The organism is Trinickia terrae, from assembly GCF_005144415.1.
Taxonomy (GTDB): domain Bacteria; phylum Pseudomonadota; class Gammaproteobacteria; order Burkholderiales; family Burkholderiaceae; genus Trinickia_A; species Trinickia_A terrae.
On the sequence record NZ_SWJE01000007.1, the window covers coordinates 234,031 to 250,327 of the forward strand.

The following is a 16,297-nucleotide window of genomic DNA, read 5'->3' on the forward strand; positions in this document are numbered from 1 at the left end:
CTCCTGGACCGCTCATTAAGCGTCTCGATTATGTCCCTCTGTACTGCAGCGCCTGGAATGCTTGTGGCTGGCGCAATCCCGTGCCGCCGAGCCTGTAAATTAAAAATTGCGCATGGGCGGGTTGCCGGCGTAGATCATCTGGTTCGAACCAGCCTATAGTTGCAGGCCGTAACTTTTCGCCTAGCGGTGCGGGAGCTTGGGAGGCGTTACGGCTTCCTGGTTCGAATGAGCAAAGATGTCTTGGGCAGAATCGCATGGTCATTTTTGTCCGCCTAATTAGTTTTGGAAATGGGCCATAAGCAATCGCTATATTGTGCGTGCCGGCTGCCAGCGCGAGCATTCCTCGCATTCCCCGCACGCCCCCGCGCAGCATGCGTTTTCCGCCGGGACTGGGTGTTTGAGTCGGTACGCAAATGTGCTTCACGGCCTGTGCCTTCGGTGATGAACCGGTTGTCAGCTCGGAAATATTCCTGTAACAGTAGGGACGCTGTGCTGCGAAACGTTGATGGACCGAGCATACGCAGCCGTTATTTTGTTGAGAATTGTACTAGTACGGTAATTTTCCGGATCGCTTTTGAGCGACGATGGACGCTTACGTCAGGGGCGCAAGGAGATGGCACCGGTGAGGGCTTTGAGAAAGTGGCACGACGCGCTGGCGGCCGCTCACGGTGCGGAATCCAAATACAAACGGCTTGTCAAGGCGATTGCACTCGACATCGAAAGCGGTGCGCTCGCCCCGGGTGTGCGGCTGGCGACGCGGCGCGAAGCGGCGGCGGAGCTCGGCATCAGCGTGCAGACGGTGACCAATGCTTACAAGGAGCTCGAGAGGCAGGGCCTGATCCGCTGCGAGGTCGGGCGCGGCAGCTTTGTCGCCGCGCGCGTGACTGAAACGATGTCAAATTACATTCTTGATTCTGCGGAACGCGAGATTGTCGACTTTTCGACCGCACGCATTGTGCATACCGCCGATCACGATAGCGCGTGGCGAGAGATCTGTGCGACATTCGCGACCCTCGACTCGCAGCCCTGGATCTACTCGTTTCGGCCGGTTGCGGGTTTTGAACATCACCGTCAGGCGGGGGCGGCGTGGCTCGCCTCGTTGAACATGCCGGTCAAGCCCGAGTCGCTGCTCATCACCAACGGTGCGGCGCACGGCATTTTCCTCGCGCTGGCTTCAACCGTCGGCCCCGGCGACACGGTGCTGTGCGAGAGTCTTACGGAGCACGGCGTGATCGGCGCGGCGAACGTGCTGGGCTTCACGCTCAAGGGCCTCGAGATCGACGAGTATGGCATTCGACCCGAGCATTTCGAAGAGATGTGCGACAGTGAACGGGTGAGCGCGCTCGTCTGTACACCGACGTTCAACAATCCCACAGTGTCCCTATTACCCGATTCGCGCCGCCGCGCGATTGCGCGCATCGCGGAGCGCTACGGCGTCTACGTGATCGAGGACGACGTCTATGGCGCGCTGCCCGTGAAGACTTGCACGCCCATCGCGAGTTTGATTCCGGAACTGGCGTTCTACTGCACCAGCATGACGAAGTCGGTGCTCACGGGGCTACGCACCGGCTATCTGGCGATGCCGCGCCGGCTTGCGTTGCGCGTGGAGAGCGTGCTGCGCGTAAGCAGCTGGATGGCGACCTCCCCGATCGCGGAGATCGCCACGCGCTGGATCGTGGATGGCACCGCGCGCCGTCTGGTGGAACTGCAGCGCGGGCATCTCGCGGTACGCCAGGCCATGGTTCGCGAGGTGCTGGGCGAATACGTGCTGGGCGCGCATCCGAACGCGTTATCGGCATGGCTGCGCGTACCCGACTACTGGCAGGCCGAACGCGTGGTGCGCGAGCTGCGGAATCGACAGATCGCCGTGACGTCTCCCGAGCCGTTTCTCGTGGGCGGTACGCCGCGGCCCAACGCGGTTCGGATTTGCCTGGGCGCCGAGACCACCGACGCCGTGTGCAAGAGCGCGCTGGAGACCATCGCGGGAGTATTCGAACAGTACCCTCACGTGCACGATTTCAATTGAGTGGCATCGTAAAAACTGTACTAGTACAACCTGAGGCAATTTTTAGAACATTACACTGTGTCTCCTTTCATCATGCACGCGACCTGAGGTCCCCGTAGTCGCCTACACGGTTGCCAGTAGATAGCGCCTACGCCATTACGCGCACAGTGTTTGCTTCTGCCGAAGGGCGGGAAATCATTCCGATTGTAGTCTCGTTTAATAAGGGGTGCTATTGGAAGCGAATGAAACGCGTGTCGGGAGCGGTGAAACGCCGTCGCGCCTCCCGTTTTTGCGCGGCGAATACGAGGCGCGCATCGCGAAGGCGCGCAAGGCGATGCAGCAGGCCGGCATCGATCTGCTGATTGTCACGGACCCGACCAACATGTACTGGCTCACCGGCTATGAGGGCTGGTCGTTCTACGTGCATCAGTGTGTGCTGCTCGCACAGGAGGGCGACCTTGTGTGGTTCGGGCGCGGCATGGATGCGAACGGTGCGAAGCGGACGACATTCCTCACGCACGACAATATCATTGGTTATCCGGATCATTACGTACAATCTACGGAATCTCATCCGATGGACTACCTCGCGCGCGAAGTGGTGTTGGCGCGCGGATGGGAGGCGCTCCGCATTGGCGTCGAGCTCGATAACTACTACTTCAGCGCCGCCGCGTATGCCGCGCTTCAGCGTCATCTACCCCGCGCACGCTGGGCCGACGCGACTGCGCTCGTCAACTGGCAGCGCGCCGTGAAGTCGCCGCGCGAGATCGAGTACATGCGCGTCGCGGCGGCGATCGTCGAGAAGATGCACGCGCACATACTCGAAACCGTCGAGCCCGGCATGAAAAAGTGCGATCTGGTTGCACAGATCTACGCGGCGGGCATTGCCGGCGTCGAAGGTCGCGGCGGCGACTATCCCGCCATTGTGCCGCTGTTGCCGAGCGGCCCCGACGCCGCTGCCCCGCACCTCACGTGGGACGACTCGGCGTTCACGTCGAACTCCGGCACGTTCTTCGAAATCGCGGGCTGCTATCGCCGCTATCACTGCCCACAATCACGAACGGTCTATCTCGGCAAGCCGCCCCAGCATTTTCTCGATGGCGAGAAGGTTGTGCTGGAAGGCATCGAGGCGGGTCTTGAAGCCGCGAAGCCAGGTAATGCGTGCGAGGAAATCGCCAACGCGTTCTTCGCCGTGCTGCGCAAATCGGGCGTCGAAAAGAACAGCCGTTGCGGCTACTCGATCGGTGCGAGCTACCCCCCCGACTGGGGCGAACGCACCATGAGCCTGCGCCCCGGGGACCGCACGGTTCTCGAACCTGGCATGACGTTTCACTTCATACCGGGCCTGTGGTTCGACGACTGGGGCCTCGAAATCACCGAGAGCATTCTGATTACCGAAACCGGCGTCGAAACGTTCTGTAGCACGCCGCGCAAACTGTTTCTGAAGGAGTAGGAGTGATGCGAGCGTCTCCGATCACGCCGACCGTCAATTACGACACCGATGGTGTGCAACACGGATTTCTGAGGCTGCCTTATTCGCGCGACGATTCGGCGTGGGGCGCGATCATGATTCCGCTGACCGTGGTGAAGCGCGGCGAAGGGCCGACCGTGCTGCTCACGGGCGGCAATCATGGCGACGAATACGAAGGCCCGATCGCACTCGCGAAGCTTGCAGCATCGTTGCAAGCTGCCGACGTGAGCGGTCGCGTGATCATCGTGCCGTACATGAACTATCCGGCGTTCCGCGCGGGCAAGCGTACCTCGCCGATCGATGCGGGCAACCTTAACCGCAGCTTCCCCGGGCGGCCCGATGGCAGCGTGACCGAAAAGATCGCTGACTATTTTCAACGCCATCTGCTCGCGCGCGCCGACTATGTGCTCGATATTCACGCGGGAGGGCGCACGCTCGACTTCGTACCGTTCGCGGCAATCCATGTGCTTCCCGACGGCGAGCAGCAGGCGCGTTGCGAGCGCGCGATGCGCTCGTTCGGTGCGCCGTATTCGATGCGCTTGCTGGAGCTGGACAGCGTGGGGATGTTCGACAGCGCCGTGGAGGAAGCGGGGAAGGTGTTCGTCTCGACCGAGCTTGGCGGCGGCGGCACCTCGACGGCGGCGAGCATGGCGATTGCAGATCGCGGCGTACGCGGTTTTCTTGTGCACGCAGGCGTGATGGCGCATGAACACGGCGAGCGGGATGCGCCTTCGCGGACCACGACGCTGCTCGACATGCCCGATGGCGCTTGCTATACGACGAGTGAGCATCGCGGCCTGCTGGAGATGTGCCGCAATCTCGGGGAGATGGTGGAGGCCGGCGAAGTGCTCGCGCGCGTGTACGACATCGAGCGCACCGGAGCGCGTCCCATGGAGTATGTCGCGCAACGCGGCGGTCTGCTCGCGGCTCGCCATTTTCCGGGGCTCGTGCAGGTCGGCGACACCGTGGCCGTGGTCGCCGACGTGGTCGAGCGTAACCTGCCGGTCACTGCATGAACGTGATGAGTGAGCAGGCACCGTGATCAAGCTCGACCGATACGACCTTGCGATCCTGCGCATCCTCGAGCGCGACGGCCGCATCACCAAATCGAAGCTCGCCGAAGAGGTCGGCCTCTCGATCTCGCCCGCGTGGGAGCGCGTGCGCAAGCTCGAGGAGAACGGTGTGATCCGCGGCTATCGCGCCGACATCGACTGGATCGGTGCCGTCAAGGGCAGCCGCATCGTTGTCGAAGTGACGCTCTCGCGGCATACCGCGTACGACATGCGGCGCTTCGAAGAGCGCGTGAGCGCCACCGATGAAGTGATGCTGTGCTATGCCACGGGAGGCGGCGTGGACTATGTGCTGCATGTGATGACGCGCGACATCGACCACTATCAGCGCTTCATCGACCGCCTGCTCATGGAAGATCTGAGCATCGAGCGCTACTTCACCTATATCGTGACGAAGGTCGTGAAGTGCGCGCTGGATCGCAGACCAGCGTGGGTCACTGAGGGTGATTGAATCTTTTCTTTCGATGAGCATTGCATCGGAAAAATCGCAAACGCATTAACCCGAATACAAAAAATTCCGTGGCGCAGCGGGAGAGAGAATGAAGTTCAGAAGCTGACGGCTGGCAAAAGACTTGTAGGGGCGAGAAGTCGGAGGGAGCAGTGAAGGCGTTCGGCTCGCCCCTTGTTGTGAAAGCTGCCGCGGCCATGCCGCTCTCGTTTCCATCGATGACACATTTATCCAGTTCCATGCGATCTGGAATTTTGAGGAAGCTGAAGATGACGTTCCCTACATCGCCCAATGAAATGAATGGCGCTGAAAGTCTCGTGCACACGCTGTTAAAGTCGGGTGTCGACACGTGCTTCGCCAACCCCGGCACAAGCGAGATGCACTTTGTCGGCGCGCTTGACCGCATTCCCGGCATGAAGTGTGTCCTCGGTCTGCAGGAAAACGTGGTGACCGGCATGGCGGACGGATACTATCGAATCGCACGCAAGCCCGCGAGCACGCTGCTGCATTGCGGCCCGGGCCTCGCCAATGGCATGGCCAACTTGCACAATGCACGTCGCGCCCGTGCCGGCATCGTGAACATCGTGGGCGATCAGGCGACCTATCACCGTCCGTATGACGCGCCCCTTACCGCAGATACGGAAGGTATGGCACGCACCGTCTCCCACTGGGTGCGCACCAGTTCGCATGCCTCGCAGGTTGGTCGCGACGCCGCAGCGGCGGTCCAGGCAGCAAGGGCGATTTCGGGGCAGATCGCCACGCTGGTTCTGCCCGCCGACGCGTCGTGGAGTCAGGGCGGCATCGTTGCCGAACCGCTGGCTGTGGCGGTTGCGCCGCCGATTGACCCCCACGCCGTTGAGAACGCCGCGCGAATCCTGCGCTCCAACAAGAACGTCCTGATGCTTCTCGCAGATCAGGCCACGCTTGCCCAGTCACAAAGACTCGCATGGCGCGTCGCCAGGGCGACCGGCGCGGACCTTTTGGCCAGTTACACGAATGCGCACATGGCGCGCGGGCGCGGGCGACTGCAACTCGAGCGGGTACCGTACGGCACGGATGCCGCTATTCAGGCGCTGAGCCGCTACGAGCACATCATCCTCGTCAACGCGAATCCGCCTGTCGGCTTCTTTGCGTACCCGGGCAAGCCTTCCACGCACTATCCCTCCAATGCACAGATTCATGTCTTGTCACGACATGACCAGGACTCCGATGCTGCTTTGCAGGCCCTCGTAGACGAACTCGGCGCACCCGAAGTCGCGCTTCCGGATCCGGGCCCGCGTCCGGAAGCGGTGGGGGGCGCGCCCACGCAGGAAGGTCTCGCGCTGGCGCTCGCAGCGCTGATGCCCGAGCATTCGATCGTTTCGAACGAGAGCATCTCGTTTGGCCGCGATTTCTACAAGCTCACGCACGCCGCGCCGGCGCATGACTGGCTCAATCTCGGAGGGGGGGCAATCGGCGACGGGCTGCCGGTTTCGACCGGTGCAGCAGTAGCCGGCGGTGGCGATCGTCGCGTGATCAGCCTACAGGCCGACGGATCCGCAATGTATTCGTTGCAGTCGCTCTGGACGCAAGCAAGGGAGAAGCTGCCGTGCACGACGATCCTGTTGAACAACCGCAAGTACAACATCCTGATTGGCGAGTACCAGAACGTTGGCGCGGTGCCTGGGCCGACGGCGATGGGCATGCTCGACCTCTCCAATCCGGACCTGGACTGGGTCCAGCTCGCAAACGGCATGGGCGTCGAGGCGGCGCGTGCGATCACGCTCGAGGAATGCGCGGACCTAATGAAGCAGAGTTTCCGCCAACCAGGCCCCTTCCTCATCGACCTCATTATTTGACGCTCCTTCAAAAGCCGGCTTAGCGGGTTGAAACAACGAAGGCGCGCGACATGACGTGCGCCTTCGGACCTGAGAGCATCAAGTTATTGGCATTGAAATACCGATCAAAAGGTCGAAAGCCGACACCGGAGACTCCCATGCTCAACAAGACCCAGTTTTTCATCGATGGCGATTGGGTATCGCCCTATGTAGCGCGCGAGCTGCCCGTCATCGATCCCTCAACCGAGCAACCGTGTGCCGTCATCTTGATCGGAGACGAGCGGGACGCCGACCGCGCGGTGGACGCAGCCAGCCGTGCGTTTGCGAGCTGGTCGAAGACCCGGCCGACGGAAAGGCTCGAGCTTGTGGAGCGTTTGCTCGAGATTTACGAGCGTCGAGCTCCTGAAATGGCCCAGGCCATCAGCCTCGAGATGGGTGCGCCGATCGACATGGCGCTCGCGGATCAGGTTGGGGCTGGGACGTGGCACATCACAAATTTCATCGCCGCGTTCAAGGATTTCCAGTTCGAGAGGCCGCTTGGCGCGCATGCGCCTGACGATCGCATCCTGATGGATCCGATCGGTGTCGTCGGCCTGATAACTCCCTGGAACTGGCCCATGAACCAAGTGACCCTCAAGGTCGTTCCGGCTCTTCTCGCGGGCTGCACAATGGTGCTGAAGCCTTCGGAAATCGCGCCACTCTCGGCCATGCTGTTCGCGGAGTATGTCGCGGAAGCCGGGTTCCCGAAAGGTGTGTTCAATCTCGTCAACGGCGACGGTGCGGGCGTTGGCACACGGCTCTCGTCGCATCCCGACGTCGAGATGATCAGCTTCACGGGTTCGACACGCGCTGGCATCGCCATCTCGAGGGCCGCCGCGGCGAGTCTCAAACGCGTCGTGCTCGAACTCGGGGGCAAAGGTGCCAATCTGATTTTCGCGGATTCTGATCCAGAAGCAGTGAAAAGAGGGGCGCTCCACTGCTTCAAAAACACGGGGCAGAGCTGTAATGCGCCCACACGCATGCTCGTTGAGCGATCAATCTATGAACGCGCGATTGCCGAAGCCAAGGCGGTCGCCGAATCTGTCGCTGTGGATTCGGCGCACAAGACCGGCAAGCACATCGGGCCGCTGTCATCAGACGCTCAGTTTGCAAAGGTGCAGGAAATGATCCGGAAAGGCATCGACGAGGGCGCACGTCTTGTTGCAGGTGGACTCGGTCGGCCTGACGGGCTTCAGCGCGGCTATTTTGTTCGCCCGACCGTGTTTGCGGGAGTGAACAACCAGATGGCAATCGCGCGGGAGGAGATCTTCGGACCGGTTTTATCCATTATCCCGTTTGATAAGGAAGACGAAGCGATTGACATTGCGAACGACACCCCCTATGGGCTTTCGAACTATGTCCAATCGACAGATGGCGAGAAGCGAAATCGTGTCGCCGCCCGCTTGCGCTCGGGCATGGTGGAGATGAACGGTCGACCGCGCGGCGCTGGATCGCCGTTCGGGGGTGTCAAGGCCTCAGGCCGTGCACGTGAGGGAGGAGTTTGGGGGATCGAGGAGTTCCTCGAGCCCAAGGCGGTATCGGGTTGGGCAGCACTCCAAGAAGACTAGAGCTGCTCCGCTCGCAACCTTCAGGTTTCAACCGGCTATCACTGACGATCATGTACCGATTTTCCCGCGCGTTTGTAAACCCTGCGAGCTCGCCAATACGGGATCTTTTCAAGTATCTCAGCGATCCCGAGATGATTTCCTTCGCAGGAGGGTACCCAGATACCAAGCTGTTCGATGTCGAAGGCCTCGGGGAGGCCTCCAGGCGCGCGTACAAGGACAGCCTCTCATGTCTTCAGTACGGCAGTACCGAAGGCATTGCCAAGTTGAAGACCGAGCTCATTTGTCTCATGGAAAAGCGTGGGGTGAAGACGAGCTCGGAAAACGTGGTCATCACAACCGGCTCGCAGCAAGCTTTCGACCTGTTGCTGCGGGTCCTCGTGAACCCGGGCGATGTGGTGCTTGTCGAGAGTCCGACATATTCGTCAAATATCCAGGCCGCCCGTGTACACGGCGCGCGAGTCGTTCCTGTGCAAACGGACACCGACGGGCTCGACGTCGCAGACCTCGAGCGGGTGCTCGACGGTATTCGTTCCGAGGCAGACCGTCCGAAGCTGCTTTATACCGTATCGACTTTCGGCAATCCCACAGGAGCAACTCTCTCACTGCAACGCCGCCTGCGTCTGCTGGAGTTGGCCGTCAAGCATCGATTTGTGATCGTTGAGGACGATCCATACGGAGATCTTCGATTCTCCGGCGAGAGCATACCCTCATTGAAAGCACTCACTGGTGAGCTCAAGGGCAGCGACGACTGGGTCGTGCACATCGGCAGCCTCTCGAAGATTGTCGCACCGGGCTTACGAGTCGGCTGGAGCATTTCACCGGCACCGATCGCCTATCGCTGCTACATCGCGAAACAAAGCGCGGACGTTGGCAGTTCGCCGTGGACGCAAGGTATTGCGGCGGAATACCTGTCCAGCGGCGCGCTGGACCTGCAAGTCGAAAGGATCCGTCACGGGTATGGGGAGAAGTGCCGTGCGCTATGCGCCTTCCTCCGCGAGCTCATGGGCGAGGCACTCACGTTTCATGAACCCAGTGGAGGCATGTTCGTCTGGGCCAAACTCAACGGTGAGCTGCCGGCTGCCGAACTGTTGAAAGAGTCCATCGGCCGAAAGGTGATGTTTGTTCCCGGAGCCGGATTTCACGTCAATGATCCGGTTCTGTCGACTCTTCGGCTTTCGTTTGCCGCACCGTCGGTCGCAAACATCAACGTGGGTGTCAAGCGCCTCGCTGAGACATGGGACGCAATTCGCGCCCGCATTTGAGCGTCGATTAGCGGGTGGTATTTGCCCGAGGCGCCACGTTCTGTGCGTGCCCGCGAAAGGCGGACAAGAGGATGGTTTGCATCATTCACCGATCTTTAAAAATTCCGATGCTCAGAGACGTTTCTTTGCGCTTTTCTTCGGATTCCGTAGTCTATAGCATTGGTTGATGCCATTTTCGATGGTTGCCTCGGCAAGCTCGACCGAAGCAAACCGGTCAGAAGGGAGCAGCGGGTTCCATGAACATACTAGTGAAGGTCGACGAGATCGCAGGGCAGATTCCAGATGGATGCCGCCTTGCCTTGCCCGTTGACTATGCGGGGGTTGCCATGGCCGTCACGCGCCCTCTGATCAGGCGGGCGCCGAAGCGACTTGCCCTGGTGGGCGTGCCGACGGCTGGGCTGCAGTTCGACATGTTAATTGGCGCAGGTCTGGTTGAAAGCGTGGAAACAAGCGCGGTTAGTCTCGGCGAGGCAGGTGGAGCACCATGCTTTATGAGAGCTGTCTCGCGAGGCGAAATTCGGCTTCTCGACAGCACCTGCCCCGCCATACACGCAGGGTTGATCGCCTCGCAAAAGGGGGCTCCATTCTTGACGCTACGGGGACTCATTGGCAGTGACGTGCTGGCAAATCGCAAGGATTGGCGGGTTATCCAAAATCCCTTCTCTGACCATGACGACCCTGTGGTCGCGATTCCGCCGTTGACCCCCGACGTTTCAATCTTCCATGCGCCCATGGCCGACTGCGAGGGCAACATTTGGCTGGGGCGGCGTCGCGAGCTCGCCACGATGGCCTATGCCAGCCGCCGCACTTTTGTGACCGTGGAACGGATAAGCGAGCGTAGCCTTTTCGAAAACGAAACGATGGCCTCAGGCGTGTTGCCGGCACTTTACGTCGACGGAATCGCGCTCGTGCCGCGGGGCGCGCGACCGTATGGTTTGTGGGGCGAGTATCAGCCGGATACGGCGGAGTTGCTGCGCTACGCGCAAATGGCACGCACTGGAGAAGGTTTTCAAGCCTGGCTGGATGAAGGGGACGCAGCATGAGCCATGCGACGCCGCGCGAGTTACTCATTGCCACGATTGCGCAGCTATTGGATGGCGTGCGCCACGTTGCGGTCGGCTCTTCTTCACCCATTCCGGCCGCAGCCGCGATGTTGTTGCGCGCCCAGAAGGAGATAGCAGGCGAGCCACCGGTCAGGCTCTCGATTCTAGGGTCGGTCAAGCACAACTTCTTCACTAATGGTTCCGTGGAGTTGTTCGATTGCGCCGGCCAAGGTCGTATCGACGCATTCTTCCTTGGCGGAGGGCAGATCGACGGCCACGGGAATATCAACCTTGTCGGGATCGGAGACTACCCGGCCACCAAGGTGAGATGGCCGGGTTCATTCGGGTCAGCCTATCTATACTTTGTAGTACCAAGGGTAATTCTGTTTCGTGAGGAGCACACTCCTCGCGTGCTGGTCGACAGAGTCGACTTCATCAGCGCACCTGGAGTCAGTGCGCCGCAGGTGTATCGAATGGGCGGTCCGTACGCGCTGCTGACGGGAATGGCGTTGTTCACGTTTGAGAAGGATAAGGGGCGCTTTCGTCTCGTCAGTCTGCATCCGGGGCGCACGCTTAGTGAGGTTCGCGAGGCGACCGGGTTCGAATTCGATGTCGATGATGGTCTGCGCACGACCCCCGATCCCGCCCCGCCTACTCTTGCGTTGCTTCGGGGGCGTATCCGCGAGGAACTTCGCGAAACGTATCCAGAATTCGTATCCCAACTTTGACAGAAAAGGCTACTCATGTGGAATGAGTCTACAGGCTCGAAAGGGGCACTTGCCGGGCTTAGGGTGATTGACGCAAGCCGTGTTCTAGGCGGGCCGTTTTGCGGTCAGATTTTGGCGGACCATGGTGCAGACGTGATCAAAGTCGAGCCCCCTGCAGGGGACGAGACTCGCACGTGGGGACCTCCGTTTGCCGGCGATGCGGCGAGCTATTTTATCGGTGTCAACCGCAACAAACGCGGTGTGTCGATTGACATGAGCCGGCCGGCCGGCCAGGAGCTGTTGATGCGGCTTCTCGAGACGGCCGACGTCTTTATCGAGAACTTCAAGATTGGGACCCTCGAGCGCTGGGGCTTGGGTAGCGAGACGCTGCAAGAACGTTATCCGCGACTCGTACATTGCCGTATTTCAGGTTTCGGCGCTGATGGCCCGTATGGTGGCCTGCCGGGTTATGACGCTGCCGTGCAAGCCATGACGGGAATCATGAGCGTGAATGGCGAGGAAGGGGGCGATCCGCTTCGCGTAGGGGTGCCGGTCATTGATCTCGTGACCGGCCTGAATGCCGTGATCGGCATTTTGCTGGCAGTTAATGAGCGCAACGAGAGTGGTCGCGGACAATTTGTCGAGTCGACGCTCTATGACGCAGGCGTTTCGCTCCTGCATCCCCAGTTGCCCAACTTTTACCTGAATGGGAGGGTTCCAGCCCGGTCAGGAAACAAGCATCCCAATATCACGCCGTACGACGCGTTTGAAACACGGACGTCGCAACTGTTCCTCGCCGTGGGGAACAACCGCCAGTTCGCAACGCTTTGCCGCGTGCTGGGACGTCCTGAACTGTCTGCCGACCCGCGCTTCGCTACCAACGCATTGCGAAACGAGCACAAAAAAGAACTGCGCGCAGAGCTAGAGGACCTGCTGCGGCAACATGACTGCACGACGATCGCCCGTGAACTGATTGGCGCTGGCGTGCCTTGTGGGCCGGTACGCACGTTGGACGAAGTCGTAGACGATCCGCACACGCATCACCGTGGAATGATCGTGGACATTGGGGAATATCGTGGCACCGGGAGCCCGGTCAAGCTCTCGCGTACGCCCGCCGCTTACAGGCTGAGCCCGCCGGCGTTCGCACAGCACACTGATGAGGTTCTGCTGGAACATGGCTTGGATCCAAGTCATTATGCGTCGGTGCTACCGCGTCGTCCAGGCGTGTGAGAAAAAGGCGAGGTCTAAAGAAACTCAGAGCTGAAACTGCACATGGTGCAGGTGCGCGATCGTATTTTCACTAGTGCTTTCCGAACGCGAGAAAAGAAGTCTGCAGTATTAAACATATATCAAACACAATTTCACGAGGAAAACCCATGTCGCAGATTACTCGACACGAACGCAACCACCGCCGCAGCCGGGCCGTGGTGCACGGCAACACCCTCTATATCGGCGGCCAGATCGGTACCGATCTGGATGGCGACATCACCACGCAGACTCGACAGGCACTCGAGCAAGTTGATCGATTGCTGGCTGCTTCGGGCAGCGAGCGCAAGAAGGTGCTGTCAGTCACCCTCTGGCTGAAGTCGATGGACGACTTCGATGCCATGAACGCGGTCTGGGATGTCTGGATCGACACAAACGAGCCTCCCGCAAGATGTTGTGGTCAGGTTGAGATGGCTAACCCCCGTATTCTGTTCGAGATCACGGCGGTCGCCGCTATCTAGGGGCGCATTCGGGTGGCCGTAGGGCCGTCGGCCTGCGGATAGGCAAGGCGATCCGAGGAGGGCGGTCACGAGTGCCGTACTCTCACTCAAGTCAAGATCTTGTTTGCGGGACGCCAGGGGGTGTCCTCCGTCGCTCAACCTGGCGCGGCACCTGCAGCCACCTCTCCCTTGAACTGGCCTCAGCTCGTCGAGCTTTGCATTGTCGGGGGAGCGGCATCCCACAATTCACTCTTTCCGATACTGAGCCCCATAAATATGCGCTTTAGTTCAGGATTGCGAAAACATAAGATGACATGGAGATCAATCAGACAAGCGGTATCAAGATGATGCAGCTCTACTCATGGCCGACGCCGAATGGACACAAAGTCCACATAATGCTCGAGGAATGCGAGCTTTCGTATCGTCTATATCCAATCAACATTCGGGAAGGCGACCAATTTCGTCCCGAGTTTTCTGCAGTCGCTCCGAATCAAAAAATACCGGTGCTCGTCGATAGTTGCGGTCCAGAAGGCCAGCCGATCTGCGTGTTCGAATCCGGCGCCATCCTGCTTTATCTAAGCGAAAAAGCAGGCCGCCTGCTCCCCACGAGTCCCCGCGGTCGCTATGAAGCCGTTCAGTGGCTCATGTTCCAGATGAGCGCGGTTGGACCGATGTTTGGACAGTCAAACCACTTTAGGTACGCATGCGGGGAGTCCATTCCCTATGCAATCGAGCGCTACGGCAACGAAGTGCGGCGCATTCATGGGGTGCTGGATCGAGCTCTTGCCTCGCGCACTTATCTCGCGTCTGATGAATATTCAATCGCGGACATCGCCGTCTATCCCTGGCTGGTGTCGTCGGAAAAGCACGGCATTGACTGGAGCGATTACCCCAACTTACGCCGCTGGTTGGAGGTAATCGGCCAGCGCCCGGCTGTCCAAAAAGGTATGTCTGTTTTTTCAGCCTGACATCGTCATTGAAACAGAGAAGTTCATGTCTGCGGATTTTGATCTCATAGTGATAGGTGGGGGCTCTGGCGGCATCGCAGCCGCGAGACGTGCGGCGTCCTACGGCGCACGAGTGTTGCTGCTGGAAGCTTCCCGGATTGGCGGCACCTGTGTGCTTCGTGGATGCGTTCCCAAGAAATTGATGATGTACGCGGCATCCTTTTCTCGTGCCATGGCCGAGGCGAGCGGCTATGGTTGGACCGCGGTCTCCGGGCACTTCCAATTGGAGGGCTGGGCCGAGGCGAAAAAGCGCGAGCTGAAGCGATTGGAACAGATTTACCAGAAAATGCTTGCCGATTCCGACGTCGAAGTACTAATCGGACATGCCCGGATTGCTGGAGCACGTTCTGTCGCCGTAGCGGACCGCAAGCTGAGTGCGGAACGAATCCTGATTGCGACGGGCAGTTCGACGGACCGCGGGGCGCTGCCCGGCCTGGCGCACGCGTGGAGTTCGGACGATGTACTGGATTTGCGCAGGCTTCCTTCTTCCCTTCTAGTGATTGGCGGTGGATATATCGCGGTCGAGTTTGCAAGCATTCTGGCCGATCTTGGTGTCCGGGTGACAATTGCGTTTCGCGCGGACCTTCCGCTGCGCGGTTTCGACGACGACCTTCGAAACAGCGTCGCCGAGGGGCTCAAAGCTCGCGGCGTAAATGTGGTCGCTCAGTCGCAAATGCAATCGCTCGGGCGAACTCCCGGGGGCTTCGTGCTGTACAGGGCGAATGGTGAGCCGTTGCACGCAGAAGCGGTTCTCAATGCCACGGGCCGCAAACCCTGCGTTGAGTCGCTTGGCTTGGCCACTGCCGACGTCCGGCTCGACGAGAAGGGCGCCATCGTCGTCGACAATCGGAGCCGCACGACGGCCAGCGGAATATGGGCGATCGGCGACGTAACTAACCGCGCAAACTTGACACCTGTTGCGATCGCCGAAGGCCGGGCCTTTGCGGACACAGAATTTGGTGGCCGTCCGACCGAAGTTGACCATCGTATCGTCGCGAGCGCCATCTTCTGTGATCCACCCGCTGCGTGCGTGGGACTTACCGAGGCACAAGCCAGTTCAATTGGACCCGTAGATATCTATGAGGCGCATTTTCGACCAATGCGTACAGCTTTCATTGGAAGCCAGGAACGCACGTACATGAAGATGGTGGTCGACGGCCATACCGGCCGCGTACTGGGTGTTCATATGTTCGGCACTGACGCACCAGAGATTATTCAGGCACTCGCCGTTTCCGTGACAGCAGGCATCACGAAGAAGGATTTTGATCGGACGATGGCGCTGCACCCAACATCTGCCGAAGAATTTGTCCTGATGCGAGATCCGACCCGCAAACACCGTCGGCCCTAGCGTGGTGATTGTGTAGTCGCTCTTAAATACTGAGAGTTACTCGCCTGAAATGGCGCGGTGCGCTGGACCTCAGGATACGCCGCAAGGATTTTTCAAGCTCATCTAAAGGAGACGTGAGATGGCTCTCCCCGCTGTATTCACACAATTTGTCGACGGAATGACCCGTGTGCTGGACGCGGGAACTCAGGACGAGCCTCGTATTCTCGAAATGGGAGGAGAGCTTCTTCGGAATCTCGTCGCTCGGGACGACTGGTTGCCGGATGAATTCGCCCAACCCCATCCGCAGTACTACGGGCAGTATCTGCTGTACGCCGACCCAAGGGACAGGTTCTCGGTCGTCAGCTTCGTCTGGGGCCCCGGCCAGCAGACGCCTATTCACGATCACACGGTATGGGCGTTGATTGGCATGTTAAGAGGAATGGAGTGCTCCGAACGATTCTTGCCGCAGGGTGATGGCAAGCCGATGAAGCCGCTTGGCCTTGAGGACTTGCATCCTGGTCAGATCGATTGTGTCTCGCCGACGCTCGGCGATATACACCGGGTGTCCAACGGCTACCAGGACGAAGTCTCGATTAGCATCCATGCATATGGTGGCAACATTGGCAAGATCCGTCGCCATGTTTACGACCAGAAAAACGGCGCAGTGAAGGATTTCGTGTCGGGTTATACGAATGTGACTAGTTAGTTATACGGAACAACATGGAGAAAATCGCTCGATTGTGAGCCAGTTGATGGGGTATTTGACCTCTGATTTGTCTATCTGTAATTTCGTAAAACTAATTAGATACACCAAGATTACGTCATGAAAT

Annotated in this window: 14 protein-coding genes; all 14 read left to right on the plus strand. The window is 59.5% G+C overall.

The annotated features are described in order from the left end of the window. Nucleotides 1-622 precede the first annotated feature (622 nt). The 14 genes from ehuR (at nucleotide 623) to FAZ69_RS15065 (ending at nucleotide 16,173) form a co-directional block, all read left to right on the plus strand. Nucleotides 623-2,026, plus strand: a complete 1,404-nt coding sequence (gene ehuR, locus FAZ69_RS15000) for a MocR-like ectoine utilization transcription factor EhuR (RefSeq protein WP_240702236.1) — start codon at nucleotides 623-625, stop codon at nucleotides 2,024-2,026. A 211-nt stretch (nucleotides 2,027-2,237) separates the two neighbouring features. Then, the gene (gene doeA / locus FAZ69_RS15005) at nucleotides 2,238-3,455 is read left to right on the plus strand and encodes an ectoine hydrolase DoeA (protein ID WP_136895807.1); all 1,218 of its coding nucleotides are present in this window, start codon (nucleotides 2,238-2,240) and stop codon (nucleotides 3,453-3,455) included. 5 nt (nucleotides 3,456-3,460) lie between these two features. Continuing rightward, entirely contained in the window at nucleotides 3,461-4,489 is a 1,029-nt protein-coding gene (gene doeB, locus FAZ69_RS15010; RefSeq protein ID WP_136895809.1) for a N(2)-acetyl-L-2,4-diaminobutanoate deacetylase DoeB, read from the plus strand. A gap of 22 nt (nucleotides 4,490-4,511) precedes the next feature. Continuing rightward, nucleotides 4,512-4,994 (plus strand): Lrp/AsnC family transcriptional regulator, encoded by a 483-nt coding sequence (locus tag FAZ69_RS15015; RefSeq protein ID WP_136895811.1) that lies wholly within the window; start codon nucleotides 4,512-4,514, stop codon nucleotides 4,992-4,994. A gap of 293 nt (nucleotides 4,995-5,287) precedes the next feature. Further along, nucleotides 5,288-6,829, plus strand: coding sequence for an acetolactate synthase large subunit (locus tag FAZ69_RS15020; RefSeq protein ID WP_136895882.1), 1,542 nt, complete (start codon nucleotides 5,288-5,290; stop codon nucleotides 6,827-6,829). Between the two features lie 137 nt (nucleotides 6,830-6,966). Then, complete coding sequence (locus tag FAZ69_RS15025; RefSeq protein WP_136895813.1) at nucleotides 6,967-8,415, plus strand: aldehyde dehydrogenase family protein; 1,449 nt, start codon at nucleotides 6,967-6,969, stop codon at nucleotides 8,413-8,415. Nucleotides 8,416-8,465: 50 nt separating this feature from the next. Then, entirely contained in the window at nucleotides 8,466-9,677 is a 1,212-nt protein-coding gene (locus FAZ69_RS15030) for an aminotransferase-like domain-containing protein (protein ID WP_136895815.1), read from the plus strand. A 236-nt stretch (nucleotides 9,678-9,913) separates the two neighbouring features. Then, nucleotides 9,914-10,720: a CoA transferase subunit A gene (locus FAZ69_RS15035; RefSeq protein WP_136895817.1), complete on the plus strand. Its 807-nt coding sequence runs from the start codon at nucleotides 9,914-9,916 to the stop codon at nucleotides 10,718-10,720. Further along, complete coding sequence (locus FAZ69_RS15040) at nucleotides 10,717-11,448, plus strand: CoA-transferase (RefSeq protein WP_136895819.1); 732 nt, start codon at nucleotides 10,717-10,719, stop codon at nucleotides 11,446-11,448. The genes FAZ69_RS15035 and FAZ69_RS15040 overlap by 4 nt, the downstream gene beginning before the upstream one ends. A 15-nt stretch (nucleotides 11,449-11,463) precedes the next feature. Further along, a complete protein-coding gene (locus tag FAZ69_RS15045; protein WP_136895821.1) occupies nucleotides 11,464-12,657 on the plus strand; it encodes a CaiB/BaiF CoA transferase family protein in 1,194 nt (397 codons plus the stop codon). A gap of 146 nt (nucleotides 12,658-12,803) precedes the next feature. Then, nucleotides 12,804-13,154 (plus strand): RidA family protein, encoded by a 351-nt coding sequence (locus FAZ69_RS15050; RefSeq protein WP_136895823.1) that lies wholly within the window; start codon nucleotides 12,804-12,806, stop codon nucleotides 13,152-13,154. Nucleotides 13,155-13,447: 293 nt separating this feature from the next. Further along, complete coding sequence (locus FAZ69_RS15055; protein ID WP_240702237.1) at nucleotides 13,448-14,101, plus strand: glutathione S-transferase N-terminal domain-containing protein; 654 nt, start codon at nucleotides 13,448-13,450, stop codon at nucleotides 14,099-14,101. A gap of 25 nt (nucleotides 14,102-14,126) precedes the next feature. Beyond that, entirely contained in the window at nucleotides 14,127-15,488 is a 1,362-nt protein-coding gene (gene gorA, locus FAZ69_RS15060; protein ID WP_136895825.1) for a glutathione-disulfide reductase, read from the plus strand. A gap of 118 nt (nucleotides 15,489-15,606) precedes the next feature. Beyond that, the gene (locus FAZ69_RS15065) at nucleotides 15,607-16,173 is read left to right on the plus strand and encodes a cysteine dioxygenase family protein (RefSeq protein ID WP_136895827.1); all 567 of its coding nucleotides are present in this window, start codon (nucleotides 15,607-15,609) and stop codon (nucleotides 16,171-16,173) included. Nucleotides 16,174-16,297: the final 124 nt, after the last annotated feature.

What these genes read in the sequence shown, in the direction of transcription:
- FAZ69_RS15055 (WP_240702237.1), top strand. Translation starts at nt 13,448, where the DNA reads ATGGAGATCAATCAGACAAGCGGTATCAAGATGATGCAGCTCTACTCA.
- FAZ69_RS15020 (WP_136895882.1), top strand. Translation starts at nt 5,288, where the DNA reads ATGAATGGCGCTGAAAGTCTCGTGCACACGCTGTTAAAGTCGGGTGTC.
- FAZ69_RS15065 (WP_136895827.1), top strand. Translation starts at nt 15,607, where the DNA reads ATGGCTCTCCCCGCTGTATTCACACAATTTGTCGACGGAATGACCCGT.
- FAZ69_RS15050 (WP_136895823.1), top strand. Translation starts at nt 12,804, where the DNA reads ATGTCGCAGATTACTCGACACGAACGCAACCACCGCCGCAGCCGGGCC.
- gorA (WP_136895825.1), top strand. Translation starts at nt 14,127, where the DNA reads ATGTCTGCGGATTTTGATCTCATAGTGATAGGTGGGGGCTCTGGCGGC.
- FAZ69_RS15040 (WP_136895819.1), top strand. Translation starts at nt 10,717, where the DNA reads ATGAGCCATGCGACGCCGCGCGAGTTACTCATTGCCACGATTGCGCAG.
- FAZ69_RS15025 (WP_136895813.1), top strand. Translation starts at nt 6,967, where the DNA reads ATGCTCAACAAGACCCAGTTTTTCATCGATGGCGATTGGGTATCGCCC.
- doeB (WP_136895809.1), top strand. Translation starts at nt 3,461, where the DNA reads ATGCGAGCGTCTCCGATCACGCCGACCGTCAATTACGACACCGATGGT.
- FAZ69_RS15045 (WP_136895821.1), top strand. Translation starts at nt 11,464, where the DNA reads ATGTGGAATGAGTCTACAGGCTCGAAAGGGGCACTTGCCGGGCTTAGG.
- FAZ69_RS15030 (WP_136895815.1), top strand. Translation starts at nt 8,466, where the DNA reads ATGTACCGATTTTCCCGCGCGTTTGTAAACCCTGCGAGCTCGCCAATA.
- FAZ69_RS15035 (WP_136895817.1), top strand. Translation starts at nt 9,914, where the DNA reads ATGAACATACTAGTGAAGGTCGACGAGATCGCAGGGCAGATTCCAGAT.